The sequence below is a fragment of the Pseudomonas onubensis genome, assembly GCF_965653655.1.
Classification (GTDB): Bacteria; Pseudomonadota; Gammaproteobacteria; order Pseudomonadales; family Pseudomonadaceae; genus Aquipseudomonas.
Map to the genome: position 1 here is coordinate 87,111 of NZ_CBFHAZ010000003.1, position 17,123 is coordinate 104,233.

18 protein-coding genes are annotated in these 17,123 nt (G+C 60.5%); 8 read left to right on the plus strand and 10 right to left on the minus strand.

The window, feature by feature from the left end; all coding sequences use genetic code 11:
* Positions 1 to 91 precede the first annotated feature (91 nt).
* On the plus strand, positions 92 to 727 hold the full coding sequence (locus tag ACTD9P_RS02135; protein ID WP_138813360.1) for a DedA family protein: 636 nt from the start codon (positions 92 to 94) through the stop codon (positions 725 to 727).
* On the opposite strand, the gene ACTD9P_RS02140 is transcribed toward ACTD9P_RS02135, so the two are convergent.
* Positions 708 to 1,943, minus strand: coding sequence for a sterol desaturase family protein (locus tag ACTD9P_RS02140; RefSeq protein WP_438866486.1), 1,236 nt, complete (start codon positions 1,941 to 1,943; stop codon positions 708 to 710). The two genes, ACTD9P_RS02135 and ACTD9P_RS02140, sit on opposite strands and share 20 nt — an antisense overlap.
* Before the next feature lie 116 nt (positions 1,944 to 2,059).
* On the opposite strand from ACTD9P_RS02140, the gene elbB reads away from it, so the two are divergent.
* Positions 2,060 to 2,725 (plus strand): isoprenoid biosynthesis glyoxalase ElbB, encoded by a 666-nt coding sequence (elbB, locus tag ACTD9P_RS02145; protein ID WP_438866487.1) that lies wholly within the window; start codon positions 2,060 to 2,062, stop codon positions 2,723 to 2,725.
* On the opposite strand, the gene ACTD9P_RS02150 is transcribed toward elbB, so the two are convergent.
* Both ACTD9P_RS02150 and ACTD9P_RS02155 read right to left on the minus strand, forming a co-directional pair.
* Positions 2,722 to 3,177: a YaiI/YqxD family protein gene (locus ACTD9P_RS02150; protein WP_438866488.1), complete on the minus strand. Its 456-nt coding sequence runs from the start codon at positions 3,175 to 3,177 to the stop codon at positions 2,722 to 2,724. The genes elbB and ACTD9P_RS02150 overlap by 4 nt on opposite strands.
* 2 nt (positions 3,178 to 3,179) lie before the next feature.
* A complete protein-coding gene (locus tag ACTD9P_RS02155; protein ID WP_438866489.1) occupies positions 3,180 to 5,075 on the minus strand; it encodes an FTR1 family protein in 1,896 nt (631 codons plus the stop codon).
* A gap of 268 nt (positions 5,076 to 5,343) precedes the next feature.
* Here ACTD9P_RS02155 and ACTD9P_RS02160 point away from each other — a divergent pair, with 268 nt between their 5' ends.
* The 4 genes from ACTD9P_RS02160 to ACTD9P_RS02175 are packed head-to-tail and all read left to right on the plus strand — an operon-like array spanning position 5,344 to position 8,487.
* Positions 5,344 to 6,738: a COG3014 family protein gene (locus tag ACTD9P_RS02160; protein WP_438866490.1), complete on the plus strand. Its 1,395-nt coding sequence runs from the start codon at positions 5,344 to 5,346 to the stop codon at positions 6,736 to 6,738.
* Positions 6,739 to 6,748: 10 nt separating this feature from the next.
* Complete coding sequence (locus tag ACTD9P_RS02165) at positions 6,749 to 7,120, plus strand: YcfL family putative periplasmic lipoprotein (RefSeq protein WP_003214024.1); 372 nt, start codon at positions 6,749 to 6,751, stop codon at positions 7,118 to 7,120.
* A gap of 35 nt (positions 7,121 to 7,155) precedes the next feature.
* Positions 7,156 to 7,743: a penicillin-binding protein activator LpoB gene (gene lpoB / locus ACTD9P_RS02170; RefSeq protein ID WP_438866491.1), complete on the plus strand. Its 588-nt coding sequence runs from the start codon at positions 7,156 to 7,158 to the stop codon at positions 7,741 to 7,743.
* 3 nt (positions 7,744 to 7,746) lie between these two features.
* A complete protein-coding gene (locus ACTD9P_RS02175; RefSeq protein WP_438866492.1) occupies positions 7,747 to 8,487 on the plus strand; it encodes a penicillin-binding protein activator LpoB in 741 nt (246 codons plus the stop codon).
* 136 nt (positions 8,488 to 8,623) lie between these two features.
* Here the strand turns inward: ACTD9P_RS02175 and ACTD9P_RS02180 are convergent, their stop codons facing one another.
* The 3 genes from ACTD9P_RS02180 to ACTD9P_RS02190 form a co-directional block, all read right to left on the minus strand.
* A complete protein-coding gene (locus ACTD9P_RS02180) occupies positions 8,624 to 9,256 on the minus strand; it encodes a LysE family transporter (protein WP_017135232.1) in 633 nt (210 codons plus the stop codon).
* Between the two features lie 88 nt (positions 9,257 to 9,344).
* Positions 9,345 to 9,917, minus strand: coding sequence for a mechanosensitive ion channel family protein (locus ACTD9P_RS02185; protein ID WP_138813352.1), 573 nt, complete (start codon positions 9,915 to 9,917; stop codon positions 9,345 to 9,347).
* A complete protein-coding gene (locus ACTD9P_RS02190; RefSeq protein WP_438866493.1) occupies positions 9,917 to 11,827 on the minus strand; it encodes an ATP-binding cassette domain-containing protein in 1,911 nt (636 codons plus the stop codon). Before ACTD9P_RS02190 ends, ACTD9P_RS02185 begins: the two co-directional genes overlap by 1 nt.
* 50 nt (positions 11,828 to 11,877) lie before the next feature.
* Between ACTD9P_RS02190 and ACTD9P_RS02195 the strand changes: the two genes are divergently transcribed.
* Positions 11,878 to 12,339: a TIGR02444 family protein gene (locus tag ACTD9P_RS02195; RefSeq protein WP_438866494.1), complete on the plus strand. Its 462-nt coding sequence runs from the start codon at positions 11,878 to 11,880 to the stop codon at positions 12,337 to 12,339.
* Here the strand turns inward: ACTD9P_RS02195 and ACTD9P_RS02200 are convergent.
* A complete protein-coding gene (locus ACTD9P_RS02200) occupies positions 12,336 to 13,532 on the minus strand; it encodes an AlgP family protein (RefSeq protein ID WP_438866495.1) in 1,197 nt (398 codons plus the stop codon). The genes ACTD9P_RS02195 and ACTD9P_RS02200 overlap by 4 nt on opposite strands.
* 192 nt (positions 13,533 to 13,724) lie before the next feature.
* On the opposite strand from ACTD9P_RS02200, the gene ACTD9P_RS02205 reads away from it, so the two are divergent.
* Complete coding sequence (locus ACTD9P_RS02205; protein WP_438866496.1) at positions 13,725 to 14,402, plus strand: FKBP-type peptidyl-prolyl cis-trans isomerase; 678 nt, start codon at positions 13,725 to 13,727, stop codon at positions 14,400 to 14,402.
* 54 nt (positions 14,403 to 14,456) lie between these two features.
* Here ACTD9P_RS02205 and rsd read toward each other — a convergent pair whose 3' ends face one another.
* The 3 genes from rsd to ACTD9P_RS02220 form a co-directional block, all read right to left on the minus strand.
* The gene (gene rsd / locus ACTD9P_RS02210) at positions 14,457 to 14,915 is read right to left on the minus strand and encodes a sigma D regulator (protein ID WP_438866497.1); all 459 of its coding nucleotides are present in this window, start codon (positions 14,913 to 14,915) and stop codon (positions 14,457 to 14,459) included.
* Positions 14,916 to 15,124: 209 nt separating this feature from the next.
* Positions 15,125 to 15,646: a disulfide bond formation protein B gene (locus tag ACTD9P_RS02215; RefSeq protein ID WP_438866498.1), complete on the minus strand. Its 522-nt coding sequence runs from the start codon at positions 15,644 to 15,646 to the stop codon at positions 15,125 to 15,127.
* A gap of 231 nt (positions 15,647 to 15,877) precedes the next feature.
* Positions 15,878 to 17,119: a heme biosynthesis protein HemY gene (locus ACTD9P_RS02220; RefSeq protein WP_438866499.1), complete on the minus strand. Its 1,242-nt coding sequence runs from the start codon at positions 17,117 to 17,119 to the stop codon at positions 15,878 to 15,880.
* Between the last annotated feature and the right edge of the window lie 4 nt (positions 17,120 to 17,123).

The following is a 17,123-nucleotide window of genomic DNA, read 5'->3' on the forward strand; positions in this document are numbered from 1 at the left end:
AGGAATTGTTCACTTCGTGACACATCTCGATACTTTCATGAATGTTCACGAAGGCGTAGGCTGCGCGTTCATTTCGCCAGCACCCCAGACCATGCTTCAACAATTTCTGCATGACTTCGGCTACTTTGCGCTTTTCCTGGGCACCTTCTTTGAAGGCGAAACCATTTTGGTTCTCGCAGGCTTCCTGGCGTTCCGTGGCTACATGGATATCAACCTGGTGGTGGTCGTTGCCTTTTTTGGCAGCTATGCCGGCGACCAGCTGTGGTATTTCCTGGGGCGCAAACACGGGCGCAAGCTGCTGGCGCGTAAGCCGCGTTGGCAATTGATGGGCGACAAGGCCCTGGAACATATCCGCAAGCACCCGGATATCTGGGTGCTGAGCTTCCGCTTCGTGTATGGATTGCGCACCGTGATGCCGGTGGCGATTGGCCTGTCGGGCTACCCGCCGGCCCGCTACTTGATCCTCAACGGCATCGGCGCCGCCATCTGGGCCGCGGCCTTGGGCGCGGCGGCCTACCACTTCGGTGCGGTGCTGGAAGGCATGCTCGGCAGCGTCAAAAAGTACGAGCTGTGGGTACTGGGCGCGTTGCTGTTGCTGGGTTTTGGCCTGTGGTTGCGCCGTCGCTTCAAGAATGCGCGTATCGCCCGCGAAGCCTGTGCTGCGGCCAAGGCCCGGCTGGCTGCCGAGCCGGCCCCGGAGCCAACGCCTAAGACGCCAGTCGAGTAAGCCGGCTTCTGCAACAGTAGAGGCCGATCGCACTGAGCAAGCTGTAACTCACCAGGCCAAGCCAGCCCAGGCTGCTGGCCGGCCACAAGCCGACCAACGGCGCCAGCCACACCAGCGGCACATTCATCCCCAGGCGCACCAGCTCGGCTTTCAGCGCCCACGGCCGGTTCTCCAGGGCTACGCCCAAGGTAAACAGCCCCAGCGCCATCGCACTCCAGCCCAGCACCAGCGCGGCGGTGGGCAGCCCTTCGCCGAAATTCATCAGGTAACTGCCAAAGCCTACGTACGCTGCAAATTGCAGGGCGATGTAAACCTGCTGGCGCGCGTCCAGCGGCACCTCGAATTTGCGAAACTGGCTCAAGTCGGGCTTGGCCATCGGGTACTTGGCCTTCACGTCCGCCGGGCGCCAGCCGGTGCGCATGAACCAGATACGCAGCTTGTCCCACCAGCTCTCAGTGCGCCGCGCGTCACTCCACAACTGTGCATAAAACTGCAGGTTGGCCCATAGCGGGTTCCAACTGGCCAGCGGCGTGGTCACGCCAAAGATCACCGGTTCGTTTTCGTCTTCTTCCTGAAAGCTGCCGAACAGGCGGTCCCAAATAATGAACACCCCGCCGTAGTTGCGATCCATGTAGAGAGCGTTTTGCGCATGGTGGGCCCGATGGTTGGACGGCGTAACAAAAAACCACTCGAACCAGCCAAGCTTGGGCACATGGCGGGTATGCACCCAGAATTGATACAGAAGATTGAGCGAGGCCACGCTGATAAACACCACCAACGGCACACCCAGCACCGCCAGGGGCAGGTAGAAAATCCAGCTCAGCAGAAAGCCGGTGCTGGTCTGGCGCAGGGCGGTGGTGAGGTTGTAGTCCTCGCTCTGGTGATGCACCGAATGCGCGGCCCACAAGATGTTGCGCTCATGGCCGCAGCGGTGCAGCCAGTAGTAGCAGAAGTCGTAGAACACAAAGGCGAACACCCAGGTCCATACGCTCTGGGCGGGCAGCTCGATCAGCGCCAGGTGCTTGAGGGCAAACGCGTAGGTCAGCAGACCCACGCCTTTGGTCAACAACCCCGTGGTGGTGGACAGCACGCCGGTGCTGAGGCTGTTGATGGCGTCCGCCACCCGATAATTGCGTTCGCCGCGCCAGCGATCGGCCAGCAGCTCGACCACGATCAGGGCAATGAAAAACGGTACCGCGTAAGGCACGAAGTCCATGGGCTAGTCCGATGTTTTTTTGTTACATCAAGATTAGGTGTAGCGGCAGGAGATCCCATTGGCAACAGGTGACAAATTAGTAGACATTTAACGCCACAAAAACAGGAGAGATGCCCATGAGCAAAAAGATTGCAGTGATCCTTTCCGGCTGCGGCGTGTACGACGGCGCAGAGATCCATGAAAGCGTGATCACGCTGCTGCGCCTGGATCAGCGCGGCGCTCAGGTCCAATGTTTTGCGCCAGATATCGCGCAGCTGCACGTGATCAACCACCTCACCGGTGAAGAGATGCCCGAGTCACGCAATGTGCTGGTGGAGTCGGCGCGCATCGCTCGAGGTGAGGTGAAGGACATTCGTGAAGCCAACGCCGACGAGTTCGACGCACTGATCGTGCCTGGCGGGTTTGGCGCAGCCAAGAACCTCTCGAACTTTGCCGTGCAAGGCGCGGGCTGCAGCGTTAACCCGCAGGTGCTGGAACTGGCTGAAGCCTTTGCCGAAGCCGGCAAGCCCGTGGGGTTGATCTGCATCTCACCGGCCCTGGCGGCAAAAATCTACGGCCCCGGCGTGACCTGCACCATCGGCAACTGCCCCGACACGGCGGCCGCCCTGGACAAAATGGGCGCCACTCATCAGGAGTGCGCTGTCGAGGACATCGTCGAGGACAAGGCCCGCAAACTGGTGACCACACCTGCCTACATGCTCGGCAAGCGCATCAGCGAGGTCGCATCAGGGATCAACAAGCTGGTGGATCGAGTGCTGGAACTGACCCACGAAAATGATTAACCCGCTTTCATCAGACGCGTGAGGATACGATCCAGCGCGTTGGCAAACACCTGCTTGTCCTTTTCCCCATGGGGCGGCGGGCCGCCGCCCATCTGGCCCTGCTCACGCAGGTCGGTGAACAGGTTGCGCACCGCCAGCCGCTCACTCATGTTCGCCGGGCTGAATTCCTTGCCACGCGGGTCGAGGGCCGTGACGCCCTTCTTCACCAAGCGGTCGGCCAACGGCACATCGCTGCAGATCACCAACTCACCGGGCACGGCGTGCTCCACCAAATAGTCATCCGCCGCGTCCGGGCCACTGGGCACCACGATCAGCTTCACACAGGCAAAGCTCGGCTTGATCTGGCTCTGGCCCGCCACCAGCACCACGTCGAACTGGCGCTTGAGGGCGAACTTCACCACTTGATCCTTGGCCGCCCGCGGGCAGGCGTCTGCATCGATCCACACACGCATGCTTATGCCACCACTCGACGCTTCTCGGCCAGACGACTGCGGCCGTAAAGCACCACAATCGCCAGGATCGCCACAGCCTGCGCACTCAACGAGTACGCATCGGCATGAATGCCCAGCCAGTCGAAGTCAAAGAACGCCACCGGCCGTGTGCCGAAGATGCCCGCTTCCTGCAAGGCCTTGACGCCATGCCCGGCGAACACCACCGACAACGCGCACAGCAGCGCCGCGTTGATGCCGAAGAACAACGCCAGCGGCAGTTTCGCCGAACCGCGCAGAATCACCCACGCCAAACCTACCAGCAGCACCAACGCCGTGGCGCCGCCGGCCAGTACCGCGTTGTGCCCGGCAGGGCCCGCTTGCAGCCACAGGGTTTCGTAGAACAGGATCACCTCGAACAGCTCGCGATAGACCGAGAAAAACGCCAGCATCGCAAAACCGAAACGCCCCCCGCCGCCGACCAGGCTGCTCTTGATGTAATCCTGCCAGGCCGCCGCGTGGCGTCGGTCGTGCATCCACACCCCCAACCACAGCACCATCACACTGGCGAACAACGCCGTGCAGCCTTCAAGCAATTCGCGCTGGGCGCCGCTCACGTCAATCACATACGCCGCCAAGGCCCAGGTCGCCAAGCCGGCCAGCAGCGCCAAGCCCCAACCGACGTTGACACTGCGCACCGCCGATTGCTGGCCGGTGTTACGCAGGAACGCCAGGATCGCCGCGAGTACCAGGATCGCCTCAAGACCTTCGCGCAGCAGGATCAGCAAACCGGAGATGTAGCTCAGCGACCAGCTCAAGCCATCACTGCCCAACAATCCGGCGGATTCGGTGAGTTTGCCTTTGGCCACGTCCAGGCGCTGTTGCACCTGCTCGACCGGCAGGCCGTCCTGCAACGACTGCCGGTACGCCATCAAGGCTTTCTCGGTGTCTTTACGCACATTGGCGTCGACGTTATCCAGGGAGCTTTCTACCAGCTCGAAGCCTTCCAGGTACGCTGCGACTGAAAGGTCATAGGCCTGTTCATGGTCGCCGTTGCGGAACGCGGCCAGGCTCTTGTCCAGCGTGGTCGCGGTGTAGTCGAGCAACTGCGCCGGGCCACGCTTGACCTGCGGCGGCTGCGCACGCTGGGCGCGGAACGTCGCGGCAGCGGCTGGGCCACTGGCTGCCAGCACCTCGTTGGGGGTTTGGCGTGCGAGGTCGGCAAGGTTGAAGGGTTGTTCGCTTTTGGCAGCGGCCGGGTCAGCGGTGAAACCTGCAATGTAGGTGGCCAGGTCCCAACGTTGGCGGTCGTCCAATTGGTCAGCGAAGGACGGCATGTCGGTGCCTTCAACACCCAGGCCGAGGGTGTTGTAGATCGCGTAGAGGCTCAGGCGGTCCAGACGTGTCGCGTCGCGCAGGTTGGCAGGTGGCGGCGTCATGCCCGTAGACGCAGGCCCATCGCCGGCACCGGCTGTACCGTGGCACACCGAGCAGTGCTGGGCGTAAAGCGGAGCGCCCCGCGTGGGATCGGGCGTAATGGCCGGAGCCTGGCTGACTTCATAGGCCACCGCCAACTTGGCGCCCAACTGGCGGGCTTGGCGGGCGACGACTGCGCCGTCCTGTTGAGCGGATACAGCCGCTGACAATTCGTCGACGCCCTTGACCAACTCGGCGCGTTCCGGCCTCTGCGGCAGCTCAGCCACCAGGCTCTGCAACACGCCGAGAAACTCTATTTGTTCGCGGTATTCGGATTCATCGATAACCTTCCCCGCCTCCACCGTCGGCGGGTAGTCAGCGCCAATATAGTCCAGCAGATGCAGGGCTTGTGGGGCGCCCTCGGCGGTCGCGGCCAGCAGGTTGAAGCTGCACGACATCAACGCTGGAAGCAGCAGCCAGACGAGAAAACGGAAAGGGGCAATCATGAATGAATCTCAAAGGGAAATACGAAGTAACACATTGTTGAATTTTAACGGGCTTGACTCAAGGCGTTAGTGATTTGGCGCATCGAAGAATCGCGCATTCAAGAGGCAAGTAATGGCACCTCACCACGAATCATCACAGCAAAAAGCCATTGTTTTGCCAGTAATGGCGCCTATAATGCCGCGCCCTGTTATTGCGAAAGGGAATTTATTTCCTCGTTTTTATGAGGAATTTGCACATCAGCTGAATACTCTCAGGGAAGAAGTTTGCATGGCATTTCGCGCCTTAACCCCGCTGACACTCGCGGCGGTTACCTTGCTCTCCGGTTGTTCAATGTTTCGCAGCTACGATACCGAGCTGCAAGCCACCAACCAGCAGTTGGCCACCGGCAACGTAGACGGCGCCCTGACCCTACTGGAAAAGAACAACACCGGCGAAGACAAGGACCTGCTCTACTTTTTTGAAAAGGGCGAGTTGTTGCGCGCCAAAGGCGACCTCACCGGCAGCCAGACCGCCTGGCGCAGCGCTGACCTGCAAGTGTTCAAGTGGGAAGAGTCGGTCAAGTTCGACAGCGAAAAGTACCTTGCCCAGTTTGGCAGTTTCCTGGTCAACGACAAGGTGCGTCGCTACGAAGGTTATGACTACGAAAAAGTCATGCTGACCACCCAGATGGCCCTGAACCTGCTGGCCGTGAATGATTTCGACGGCGCCCGCACCGAGATCAAGAAGACCCACGAGCGCGAAGCCGTAATCGCCGACCTGCGGGACAAGGAATACCTCAAGCGCGAAAACGAAGCCGAGCGCCAGGGCGTCACTACCCAGTTCAAAGACCTGCGCGGCTACCCGGTAGAAGCGCTGGACGCGCCGGAAGTGGTTGGCCTGAAGAACAGCTACCAGAGTGCGTTCAGCCATTACCTGGCAGGCTTTGTCTACGAAGCCCTGGGTGAAAAAGACCTGGCTGCACCGGGCTATCGCAAGGCTGCCGAGTTGCGCCCCAACACACCGCTGCTGGAACAGGCGTTGCTGGACCTGGACAAGTCCAAGGTCGGCGCCGACGAGACCGATGTACTCATCGTGGTGCAGAGTGGCCTGGCACCGGCGCGAGACTCGATCCGCCTGCCGCTGCCGATTCCGATTGACGGCCATTTGGTAATCACCCCGCTGTCGTTCCCGGTGATCAAGGCCGACACCTCCACACAGGCCTTCGGCCAGATCGGCGTCGACGGCAAGCAGCAGAACCTCACCGCGCTCAACAGCACCACCGCCATGTCCCGCCGCGCCCTGCGTGACGACATGCCGGGGATCATCCTGCGCACCACCGTGCGGGCGGTCAGCCGTGGCGTGACACAGAACAACCTGAACAAGACCAACCCCATGGCGGGCCTGGTGCTGGGCATCGCCTCGGCCGTGACCGAAGGCGCCGACACCCGCACCTGGCGCACCCTGCCGGACATGACCCAAGTGACACGCCTGCGCCTCAAGCACGGCGAGCACCAGGTCAGCCTGCCCAATGCCCTGGGCGGCACGCGGGTGACGGTCAAGGCTGACCAGCGCTATCAGGTGATCACCCTGCGGGTGGTCGGCAACCAGGTGTTCGCCGGTGGCCTTGCCGCCCATGTGGTGCCGAGCACCTCTGCCCAGGCTATCGCCCTCAAACAACCTTAAGGAGCACGTTATGCGTCATTTCATCCTCGGCGCCCTGGCGCTGATCCTGCTCGCCGGCTGCGCCACCCCGCCGCCACCGGAGCCCGGCAGCGCCGCCAGCAAAATCGTGGTGATGGGCAAGTTCAAGGGCATCGCCGTCGGCGCCATCCGCGTGGCCCGCGAAAATGGCTTCCTGACCGCCAAGGTGCAGTTGAGCAACATCACCAGCAGCAACCAGATGATGTATTACCGCTTCGCCTGGCTGGGCGCCGACGGCTTCCCGGTGGGCGATGAAGAAACCTGGAAAGTGCTGAACCTGTACGCCAACCAGGCGACTTTCCTGCCGGCCATCGCCAACCTGCCCCAGGCCGCTGACTTCCGCCTCGAAGTGAAAACCCCTTGAGCCGTTGCGCTAACCGTATTCAGAGAGATTTCCCCATGTTTGCACGCTTCTCGATTCTCGCCATCGCTGCCCTTCTGGCCAGCGGTTGCTCCAACACCTCGCCGGTACTCGGCGGCAAAAACATCAGCTACGGCGACTCCAAGGCCGTGGAACTGGTGACCAACGAGTTCGGCTCCACCGACCTGCAGATGATCGCCGAGAGCATGACCCGCTCACTGGCCCAGTCCGGCATCCTGCAAGGCCGCCCGGTGGTGCAGGTGTATGACGTGAAGAACAAGACCAGCGAGTACATCGATACCCGCGAGATCACCACGTCGATCAAGACCCAGCTGATGAAAACCGGCACCGCGCGCTTCGCCAGCGATAACACCGACATGCAAAGCCAGGTCGACCAGCTCAAGCTGCAAAACCAGAGCGGTCTGTACAAGAAATCCACGGTGAGCAAGACCGGCAACATGGTTGCCGCCAAGTACCGCCTGGAAGGCTCCATCAGCTCCATCGTCAAGCGCAGTTCGGACTACAAGGACGTGTTCTACAAGTTCAGCCTGCAACTGATCGACGTTGAAAGCGGCCTGGCCGAATGGATGGACGAGAAAGAAATCCGCAAGACCACGGAGCGCTAAGCAATGCGTGCATGGATCGGCATGATCGGCCTGCTGTGCGCCTTTGGCGCCTCGGCCGCCCCGAAGATCGCGGTCACCGACCTGGCCTACGAGGCGCGCGTGGAGGAGTACATCCACGCGGTGTCGGCCAGCAACAACTTCCAGGCCAGTGCCTACAACGCCAGCGGTGCCTCGACCTACAGCGAGTACGAGAGCCGCACCAGCTACATCGAACAGGCAGAGCTGCGTAAATTCAGTGGTGATATCAAGGGCGAGATCCTCAAGTCGCACCAGTTTCAACTGGTGCAAGGTACGCCCTACACTGCCGACGCCAAGGGTGACGTCTATGATGTGATCAAACGCATCAAGGCCGGTAACTTCAAGGGCGCGGACTATGTGCTGTTCGGCACCCTGTCAGACATCGACTTCACCCAGGACATCAACGCCCTGGACCACACCAACAGCTACTCGGCGGTGCTGGGCCTGACGTTGGTGGCCGATTTCAGCCTGATCAACACCCGCACCTTCGAGATCACTTCGGCGTTTACCGCCATGGGTGAAGGCCAGGACACCAAGCTGGTGAACAACCGTGACGTGCGCGTGAGCCTGAACCGGCCGCGTGTGGTGCGGGAAGTGTCGAAAGCACTGGGTGAGGATGTGGCGCGCCAACTGGCGGAACAGTTAGGTGGTGGCTACGAAGACCCGGGCAAGCCTACACTGCGCAATAACCTGCCAAGAGACGAAGCGCCGAAGATTCTGCGCTGAAATACGATTTCACTGGCAACACAAACCAAATGTGGGAGCGGGCTTGCTCGCGAATGCGGTGGGTCAGTCAATGAATCTGTTGACTGATACTCTGCATTCGCGAGCAAGCCCGCTCCCACAATTTTGGTTTATTCAGTTACGCCGTTGCGCGATGCAAGCTGGCCAGAAACCCCGCAGCCCCCACAAACAAGCCGGCAAACGTACGGTTCATGCGCTTTTGCTGCTTGGGCGTGCGCAACAGCCGCAAGACTTTCGACGCAAGCCCCGTGTAGCCCGCCATCACGATCATATCGACGCTGATCATGGTTGCGCCCAGGATCAGGTACTGAACCAGCAGCGGCGCCTGCGGATTCACGAACTGTGGCAGAACCGCCAGCATGAACACCAGGGCCTTGGGGTTACTGGCGTTGACCAGGAAACCGCGGAACATCATCGCCATTGGCTTGCCGATCGGGCGTATCGTCGCATCCTCGCTCATGTCCATCGGCAGGGCGCGCCACTGTTTGATGGCCAGGTACACCAGGTAGGCCACACCAAACCACTTTATCGCATAAAACGCGGTAGAGGACGCCGCAAGAATGGCACCCAGGCCGCCAGCCACAACGGCGATCTGCATCGCCAGGCCCAATTGCAGGCCAATGGCGTTCCAGTAGCCGCGCAGGAAACCGTATTGCAGGCCGCTGGACATCGAAGCGATGGCACCGGCGCCGGGGGAAAGGGAAATGATCCAACTGGCCAGGAAAAAGGCCAGCCATGTGTCGAGTGCCATTACACACCTCAGGAGGGAGTTTGCGAGTAAGGCTTAAGCTAACTCCGCCGACCGAAGACTGGCTATAGATTTTTACACGACGTGGATGCTAGCGGTCGCCTGGAAACACGTGGGTACCTGGCCAACGCCGCACCGAGCGCTGGAAGAACAGGCTGTTGGGCACCTGCACCATCGCACTGTCAGTGCCAGCCTCCGCCACTTCGATCAGCGTGGTGTAGAGCAAGTTAATCGCCACCACGCGGCCTTTTACACCCGGCTTGTCGACGGTATCCACCAGCTCGACGATATCTCCGAGGCGAAACGGCCCAACGGTGAAGATCAAAATTGCACACAGCAGGTTGGACAGCACCGACCACATGGCAAAAAACGCCACGGCTGCGACTGCGACGAACCCCGACAGCGCCGTCCACAACACGGTGGCGGACACGCCCAGGCGTTCCAGCACAAAAATCAGCGCACTGCCCATGATCAGCCAGCGCAGGCCGCCACGCAGTGGCATCAGCAACTGCGGTGGCAACGGGTAGCGTTCACCCAGTCGATTCAAACCCTTGGCCACGAAGCGCTGGGCGAAATAACCCGCCAGCAGGATCAGCAGGATCTGCACGCCGACCCAGATCGGCGCGACCCATTGTGCCGGCAGCGGCAACTGCAACGCTTCCATCAGGACAGCGCCTCCAGCTCCGCTTGCAAGGTCTCGAGCACTTCGAGGGCTTCCATCCAGCTCTCCTCCAACTGCCCTTCGCGCACCTTGAGCTTGGCTTGTTCGGCCAGCAGATCGCGCAGTTCGTCCTTGCGCGCCGCCTCGTAGACGGCGCTGTCGCCCAGGCTGGTTTCGATTTTGGCCAGGCGCTCATGCACCTTACCCAGTTCGGCCTCCAGCTTGTCGGCTTCACGCTTGTGCGGCGCCAACTGCTGGCGCAGGGCGGCAGCTGCCTGGCGCTGGGCCTTCTTGTCGGTTTTGTCGGGGTTGACCGGCGTATTACTCACCGGCGCGTTGCGCAGGCGGTAATCGGTCAGCCAGCGCGCGTAGTCATCCAGGTCGCCGTCGAACTCTTCAACTTTGCCGTCAGCCACCAGCAGGAAGTTGTCGGTGGTGCTCTTGAGCAAGTGGCGATCGTGAGACACCACCAGCACCGCACCGCTGAACTCCTGCAAGGCCATGGTCAACGCCAGGCGCATCTCCAGGTCCAGGTGGTTGGTCGGTTCGTCGAGCAGTAGCAGGTTCGGCCTGTCCCAGGCAATCAATGCCAGGGCCAGACGGGCTTTTTCACCACCCGAAAAATTCAGCACCGGCTCATCGATGCGTGCGCCACGGAAGTCGAAGCCGCCGAGGAAGTCACGCAACGTTTGCTCGCGCTCGGTCGGCGCCAGACGCTGCAGGTGCAGCAACGGGCTTGCCTTGGAGTCCAGGGAATCCAACTGATGCTGGGCGAAGTAGCCCACCACCGTGTTCTCGCCACGGGTCAGGCGGCCGGCCAAAGGCTCAAGCTCGCCGGAAAGGTTCTTGATCAGCGTCGATTTGCCCGCGCCGTTAGGGCCGAGCAAGCCGATACGGGCACCCGGTGTGAGCTGCAGCTTGACCTTCTCCAGGATAGTTTTGTCGCCATAACCCAGGCGCGCATCCGAGAGGTCCAGCAACGGGCTGGAGATCTTCACCGACTCACGGAATACAAAGTCGAACGGCGAATCGACATGGGCGGCCGACAGCTCTTCCATGCGCTCCAGCGCCTTGATCCGGCTCTGGGCCTGGCGGGCCTTGGTGGCCTGGGCCTTGAACCGGGCGATGTAGCTTTCCATGTGCGCACGTTGCGCCTGCTGCTTCTCAAAGGCTTGTTGCTGCTGGGCCAGGCGTTCGGCGCGGGCGCGTTCGAACGCAGTGTAGCCGCCACGGTACAGGGTGATTTTCTTCTGTTCGACGTGGGCGATGTTGTCGACCACGGCGTCGAGGAAGTCCCGGTCGTGGGAAATCAGCAACAACGTGCCCTGATAGTTCTTGAGGAAGTCTTCCAGCCACAGGATCGCATCGAGGTCCAAGTGGTTGGTCGGTTCGTCGAGCAGCAACAAGTCCGAGGGGCACATCAGTGCCTGGGCCAGGTTCAGGCGCATGCGCCAGCCACCGGAGAAGTCGGCGACCGGGCGATCCATCTGTTCGTTGGTAAACCCAAGGCCGGCCAGCATCTTGCGAGCACGGGCGTCGGCGGTGTAGCCGTCGGCACTGTCCAGCTCCGAGTGCAGGCGGGCCTGGGCGGCGCCGTCCTGGGCTTTCTCGGCCTCGGCCAGGTCGTGTTGCACCTGGCGCAGGCGCAGGTCGCCATCGAGCACGTAGTCGATCGCAATGCGGTCGAGGGTGTCGATCTCCTGGCGCATATGGGCAATGCGCCAGTCGGCCGGCAGCAAGCAGTCCCCGGAATCCGGGGTCAGCTCACCCAGCAACAGGGCGAACAGCGTGGATTTGCCGGCGCCGTTGGCACCGATCAGGCCGGCTTTGTGACCGGCGTGCAGGGTCAGCTCGGCGTCTTCAAGAAGACGTTGCGGGCCACGCTGTAATGTTAGGCTTTGAAGTCGGATCATAATGGCGGCGGAGTCTACCAGCTTCGTTGGCCGCTGGCTTGGGTGTGAATATGTGCGCTGACCTGTGGAGCTTTGCCCTATCGATTTACGCCCGCCCAGGGTGCGAAACCGCTTGCCTGCGCTTGCAGGAACACGGTGCGGATGTGTGTCTGTTGCTGTGTGGTGCGTGGCTGGAGCGGCGCGGTGTGGCGCTTGAACCTGGGCGCATTGAGGCCCTGCAGCAGCTTGCCCGGCCATGGCAGCAGGCGGTGGTCGAACCGTTGCGACAGATGCGCAGGCAATGGCGAACCATGGCGCAACAGGATGCGCCTCTGGCGGCGTTACGCGAGCAAGTCAAAGCTCTGGAGTTGGAGGCCGAACGGGAATTGCTAGCGCGCCTGGGAGCGTTGGCGCAGGCATGGCCGACTGGGGAAGTGAGTCAACCGAAATGGCTGGAAGGCTTGGCGACCGAAGCCGCCAACCTTGACCACGACGCGCTGCAGCAGCTGCGCGTCGCGGCCACCCGCACTTAGGAAGCGCTGGTTGGGGTGGTGCTTGGCGCTACCGGTGCAGGAGTGCTGCTGGCCGATGTGGTTGGAGCGCTGGACGCTGCCGGGGCAGCAGGCGCGGCTGCCGGAGTTGCTGGCTTGGCCGGGGCAGGCTTGGCAACAGCTGGCTTTGCAGCAGCGGGTTTAGCCGCTGGCTTGACCGCTGGTTTCGCAGCAGCAGGTTTAGCAGCTGGTTTGGCAGCAGCAGGTTTAGCAGCCGGCTTGGCAGCTGGCTTCGCAGCAGCAGGTTTAGCCGCTGGCTTGGCAGCTGGTTTGGCAGCAGCAGTTTTAGTAGCTGGCTTGGCGGCTGGTTTTGCAGCAGCAGTTTTAGCAGCTGGCTTGGCGGCTGGTTTCGCAGCAGCGGTTTTAACAGCTGGCTTGGCGGCTGGTTTCGCAGCAGCGGTTTTAGCAGCTGGCTTGGCGGCTGGTTTCGCAGCAGCGGTTTTAGCAGCTGGCTTGGCGGCTGGTTTCGCAGCAGCGGTTTTAACAGCTGGCTTGGCAGCTGGTTTCGCAGCAACGGTTTTAGCAGCTGGCTTGGCGGCTGGTTTCGCAGCAGCGGTTTTAGCAGCTGGCTTGGCGGCTGGTTTCGCAGCAGCAGTTCTAGCAGCTGGCTTGGCGGCTGGTTTTGCAGCAGCGGTTTTAGCAGCTGGCTTGGCGGCTGGTTTCGCAGCAGCGGTTTTAACAGCTGGCTTGGCAGCTGGTTTTGCAGCAGCGGTTTTAGCAGCTGGCTTGGCCGCAGCCTTGGCTGGAGCTTTCGACGCAGCAGCTTTTGCCGGTGTACGTGCACCCAATACTTTAGCCACAGCTTCTTTCACTCGACCAACGCCCTGGGCCAGTTTCAGGCTTTCCTGAGCATCTTTTTTGAGTTGGGAAATGTAGGTGCGGGTTTCAGCCTGGCGATCCTTGAGGGCGTCCAGCAGGTCCTCAAGTTCTTTGACGGCGTCTTTGGCTTTGGCTTGTGCCTTGGCTTTGCCGGCAGTTGCGGCGTCTTGCAGTTTGGTGCGGGATTTGTGCAGCTTTTCTTGCGCTTTACCGCGTTGTTTTTCCAGTTTGGCGAGCAGTTTTTCTGCATCGGCCAACGCTTGGGAACAGGCGCTTTCCAGATGTTCGAGCAAGCTGCCCGAAAGTTGTTGGAGTAAATGCAACGGGGTATTAACAGGCTTCTGTTTGGCCGACATGGTTTACCTCCTGGCTGACGTGGGTGCGGCTCATACTAGCCCTCTGCTCTTACCGCCGCTAGGGCATGTTGACAGTATCGTTTGCCTTGCGTTGCACCGTGAGTAAATTCTTATCGATATAACAAAAAACTGCGGCACTTTTTACCCACTCACACTGGCATAATCCGTCGCACTTTCGGTGGGAGAAGCACCATGTCGCGTTATCTTTTTTTAGTGCTGGGCTTGGCGATTAGCGTCGCCAATGCAGGCGAACAATCGCCGTCCAAAACCACCGCCCCAGACCCACACGACCTTGCCTACAGTTTGGGCGCAAGCCTCGGCGAGCGCTTGCGCCAGCAGGTGCCCGACCTGCAGATCCAAGCCCTGCTCGATGGCCTCAAGCAAGCCTACCAAGGCAAGCCATTGGCGCTGGATGATGCACGCATCGAACAGATCCTCGCCCAACACGAAGCACAAAACGCTGCCGACGCAGAGGTTCCACAAAGCGAAAAAGCGCTGGCTGCCGAGCAGCAATTTTTAGCCAAGGAAAAAGCCGGCAACGGCGTGCGTGAATTGGCAGATGGCATCCTGCTCACCGAGCTGGCACCCGGCAACGGCAGCAAACCGCTGGCGACTGATGAGGTGCAAGTCAATTACGTAGGACGGCTGCCCGATGGGACCGTTTTCGACAAGAGCACACAGCCCCAATGGTTTCGCCTGGACAGTGTGATCAGCGGCTGGAGCAGCGCGCTGCAGCAGATGCCGGCAGGCGCGAAATGGCGCTTGGTCATTCCCTCGGCTCAGGCCTATGGCGCCGACGGTGCGGGCGAGTTGATACCGCCGTATACGCCACTGGTATTCGAGATCGAATTGCTCGGCTCTCGCCACTGACCCAATAAAAAACGGTGCGCCATGCGCACCGTTTTTTTCATCTCACTTCGAGGGTCAAGCCTGGGCGGCTGCCTCTTCCTTGTGAGCGTTATGCAGTACTTCGATCAGACAGTCTTCCAACTCGAAGCGCTCATGCAACAGCGCGCCCAATTCTTTGAATTTTTCAGCAACACAATTACCAGCATCACATAGATCGGTGAAGGCCAGCAGCTTCTCGGTAATTACATCAATGCGCGGGTAGATCGTCTCTGCCAGATCCAGACCACGCTGATCATCAAAAGCTTCCGCCTCTTTGGTCAGTTGCTCGTAGACACCAAAATGGCCGGCTGACACGTAGTCCACCAAGACAGCGCAAAAATCCTGCAACGGTTCGCGATTCTCAGCCAGTGCCTCGGGCTTGGCGCCAAGAGCATCAAAGGCTCGAACCAGTTCGTGACGTGCTTTCAACCAGCTGTCGATCAGCCTGTGCACTCCACCCCAGCGTTCCTGAGCATTCTGACAACTTTCCAGCATGGTTATCTCTCTTCCCTATAGGGGCGCTGCCGCCTGTGCCCGCGCAACACCTCAAACATTAAGGCGGCAGCCGGACAAGGCCGCATGTCACAAACGATTTCTATAACGCGTGCGGGCCAGATTATGCCCGCATGACTATGGCTTCAAGGTACGCAGGAGAGAAAGTTCATACAAGTGTTTAATCCCGTCCTACACATTTCAGCGAATTTTCAGTACCTCGCAGGGTGTAAACGGCGACCCGGCAACAATCGTGAAAACTGCATGATGCCGAGAATCAGCATCGCCAAAAAGAACAACAAGCTCCATTCGGGCAAGCTCAGGTCAAACAGTGTCCAGTTGATTTCCACGCAGTCCACGGTGCCCTTGACCGTCAGTTGCAGTGCTTGCCATAACGTCAGGTTTTCAATCATGTAGTGAAGGCTGGGCCAGCACTCGTTGACCTGCTCGGGCGCGGCATTTTGTAGCAGCACTTGGCGTACCGCGGTGATGGCCCCGAGCAGTGCGCTGCCCATGCTGGCCAATCCGTACAGGTAGGCCCCTGAGCGTTTTGGGTTATGAATCGCCGCAGCCAGGTTGATCAGCGTGAAGACGGCTAAAAAGATGCGCTGTACCTGGCACAGGAAGCAGGGACGCAAGAGCGCGTCGTACTCAAGATAAAAAGACGCACCCAACGTCAGCGCACCAGCCAGGAAGGCCAGGAGAAACAGGGAGCGTGAAGGGGCCAAAGACATTGTTATCCGTACCGCAAGAGATAGACCCTTACGGTAGAGTAAAGGCCTGACTCCTTTCAATACGCGCCAGAGCAGACAATTCCGCAACAGCCTAGGGATATGCCGTCAGAAGCTGGATGACTTCAAGCAGTTGGCGGTAGGAATTTGCTACTCAGAGCTTTAGTGCCCGGGTTTTACGCGATAAAGAAAGGTTGGCCCTCAGAAGTGTCCGAGCCAACCTTGCTTACATTCTTACACTCGCGCAGGCACCGGCAGCGGTGATGCCAGCAAGCGGCTGTCCAGAAGCCCAAGGCCTTCCTGGAACAACTGGTTGCTGCGCTCGGTATCGCCCAACTGGGCCAGCAAGCGTGCCAGCTCTGCACACGCTTCGGGATTACGCTGCACCTGCAGGCTGCTTTCCAGATAGTCTCGCGCCTTGCCCCACAGGCTGTTTTGCAGACACAGGCGACCTAGCGTCAGCAACAGGCTGGCATCCCCCGGATGGTCCTTGAGCCAGCCCTCGGCGAATTTGAGCTGACGGCCCGGGTCACTGCCTCGCAGCAAACCGTACAGCCGGATCAGATGGCTGTCATAGCCACGCTTGATGGCGCCACGCAGGACTTCCTCGGCCTTGGCGTCAGCCCCCAGCCGGCGCAGTTGCTCAGCGTAAGCCAACACCAGCTGCGGCTCTTGGCGCTGGGCGGAGGTAAGTTGTTCCCACGCTCGCTCCAAAGACTGCAACCCGGCTTCGCCCTGCTCTTCGCGCGCGACCGCCAGCCCCAGGTTTTCACCCCAGGCACGGCGCTCAAGCTCAGCCAGCTCGGAGGCGGGAAGCACTTTGTCCTTGCGCAGTTCAGGCAACAAGCGAATCACCGAAGGCCAATCGCCCCGCTGCTGATGCAGACGTTGCAATTGGCGCAACACTTGTGCGTTATGCGGATGACGCTCGTACATGGCCTGCAACGTGACAAGCGCACCTTCAGTGTCGCCACGGTCCATTTGCAGTTGCGCATGACTCAGGGCCACAGCCAGTTCCGCCTGCGGCTGGCGTTCCAAAGCACGCTCCAGCAAACCGTCAGACTCTGCATACCGGCCCTGTTCGTTGGCAGCCCGTGCAGCGCCGAGGTAGTACAACAATGGCTGACGCTCGGCTTCAGCCGCGCGGTGCAGGTGGCGTTCGGCGCTGGCCCAGCGGCCTTCGGCGAGGTCCATCTGGCCTTGCTCAATGGCTATCTGCACACGACGGCTGCGGTTACGCCGCGACCACGGGTTAACCACGCCACCAGAAGTGGTGAGCAAACTGAGCAGCACACGCAGCAGGTAGATCACCAGGACAACGGCAAACACCGCCACCAGCGTGGCCCACAGGCTCGACTCGTAATGCAGCAGATGGGGATAGGTAATCAGCACGTAGCCGGTGTGTTTCGAAATACCCACGCCCAGTGCCAGAGCGATCGCAACCGCCAGCACCAGGATCACATAGAAACGCTTCATCGGC

Bases quoted from the DNA above. Each gene is read 5' to 3' on its own strand.
- ACTD9P_RS02135 (WP_138813360.1), top strand. From the start codon at position 92: ATGCTTCAACAATTTCTGCATGACTTCGGCTACTTTGCGCTTTTCCTG.
- ACTD9P_RS02140 (WP_438866486.1), bottom strand. From the start codon at position 1,943: ATGGACTTCGTGCCTTACGCGGTACCGTTTTTCATTGCCCTGATCGTG.
- elbB (WP_438866487.1), top strand. From the start codon at position 2,060: ATGAGCAAAAAGATTGCAGTGATCCTTTCCGGCTGCGGCGTGTACGAC.
- ACTD9P_RS02150 (WP_438866488.1), bottom strand. From the start codon at position 3,177: ATGCGTGTGTGGATCGATGCAGACGCCTGCCCGCGGGCGGCCAAGGAT.
- ACTD9P_RS02155 (WP_438866489.1), bottom strand. From the start codon at position 5,075: ATGATTGCCCCTTTCCGTTTTCTCGTCTGGCTGCTGCTTCCAGCGTTG.
- ACTD9P_RS02160 (WP_438866490.1), top strand. From the start codon at position 5,344: ATGGCATTTCGCGCCTTAACCCCGCTGACACTCGCGGCGGTTACCTTG.
- ACTD9P_RS02165 (WP_003214024.1), top strand. From the start codon at position 6,749: ATGCGTCATTTCATCCTCGGCGCCCTGGCGCTGATCCTGCTCGCCGGC.
- lpoB (WP_438866491.1), top strand. From the start codon at position 7,156: ATGTTTGCACGCTTCTCGATTCTCGCCATCGCTGCCCTTCTGGCCAGC.
- ACTD9P_RS02175 (WP_438866492.1), top strand. From the start codon at position 7,747: ATGCGTGCATGGATCGGCATGATCGGCCTGCTGTGCGCCTTTGGCGCC.
- ACTD9P_RS02180 (WP_017135232.1), bottom strand. From the start codon at position 9,256: ATGGCACTCGACACATGGCTGGCCTTTTTCCTGGCCAGTTGGATCATT.
- ACTD9P_RS02185 (WP_138813352.1), bottom strand. From the start codon at position 9,917: ATGGAAGCGTTGCAGTTGCCGCTGCCGGCACAATGGGTCGCGCCGATC.
- ACTD9P_RS02190 (WP_438866493.1), bottom strand. From the start codon at position 11,827: ATGATCCGACTTCAAAGCCTAACATTACAGCGTGGCCCGCAACGTCTT.
- ACTD9P_RS02195 (WP_438866494.1), top strand. From the start codon at position 11,878: ATGTGCGCTGACCTGTGGAGCTTTGCCCTATCGATTTACGCCCGCCCA.
- ACTD9P_RS02200 (WP_438866495.1), bottom strand. From the start codon at position 13,532: ATGTCGGCCAAACAGAAGCCTGTTAATACCCCGTTGCATTTACTCCAA.
- ACTD9P_RS02205 (WP_438866496.1), top strand. From the start codon at position 13,725: ATGTCGCGTTATCTTTTTTTAGTGCTGGGCTTGGCGATTAGCGTCGCC.
- rsd (WP_438866497.1), bottom strand. From the start codon at position 14,915: ATGCTGGAAAGTTGTCAGAATGCTCAGGAACGCTGGGGTGGAGTGCAC.
- ACTD9P_RS02215 (WP_438866498.1), bottom strand. From the start codon at position 15,646: ATGTCTTTGGCCCCTTCACGCTCCCTGTTTCTCCTGGCCTTCCTGGCT.
- ACTD9P_RS02220 (WP_438866499.1), bottom strand. From the start codon at position 17,119: ATGAAGCGTTTCTATGTGATCCTGGTGCTGGCGGTTGCGATCGCTCTG.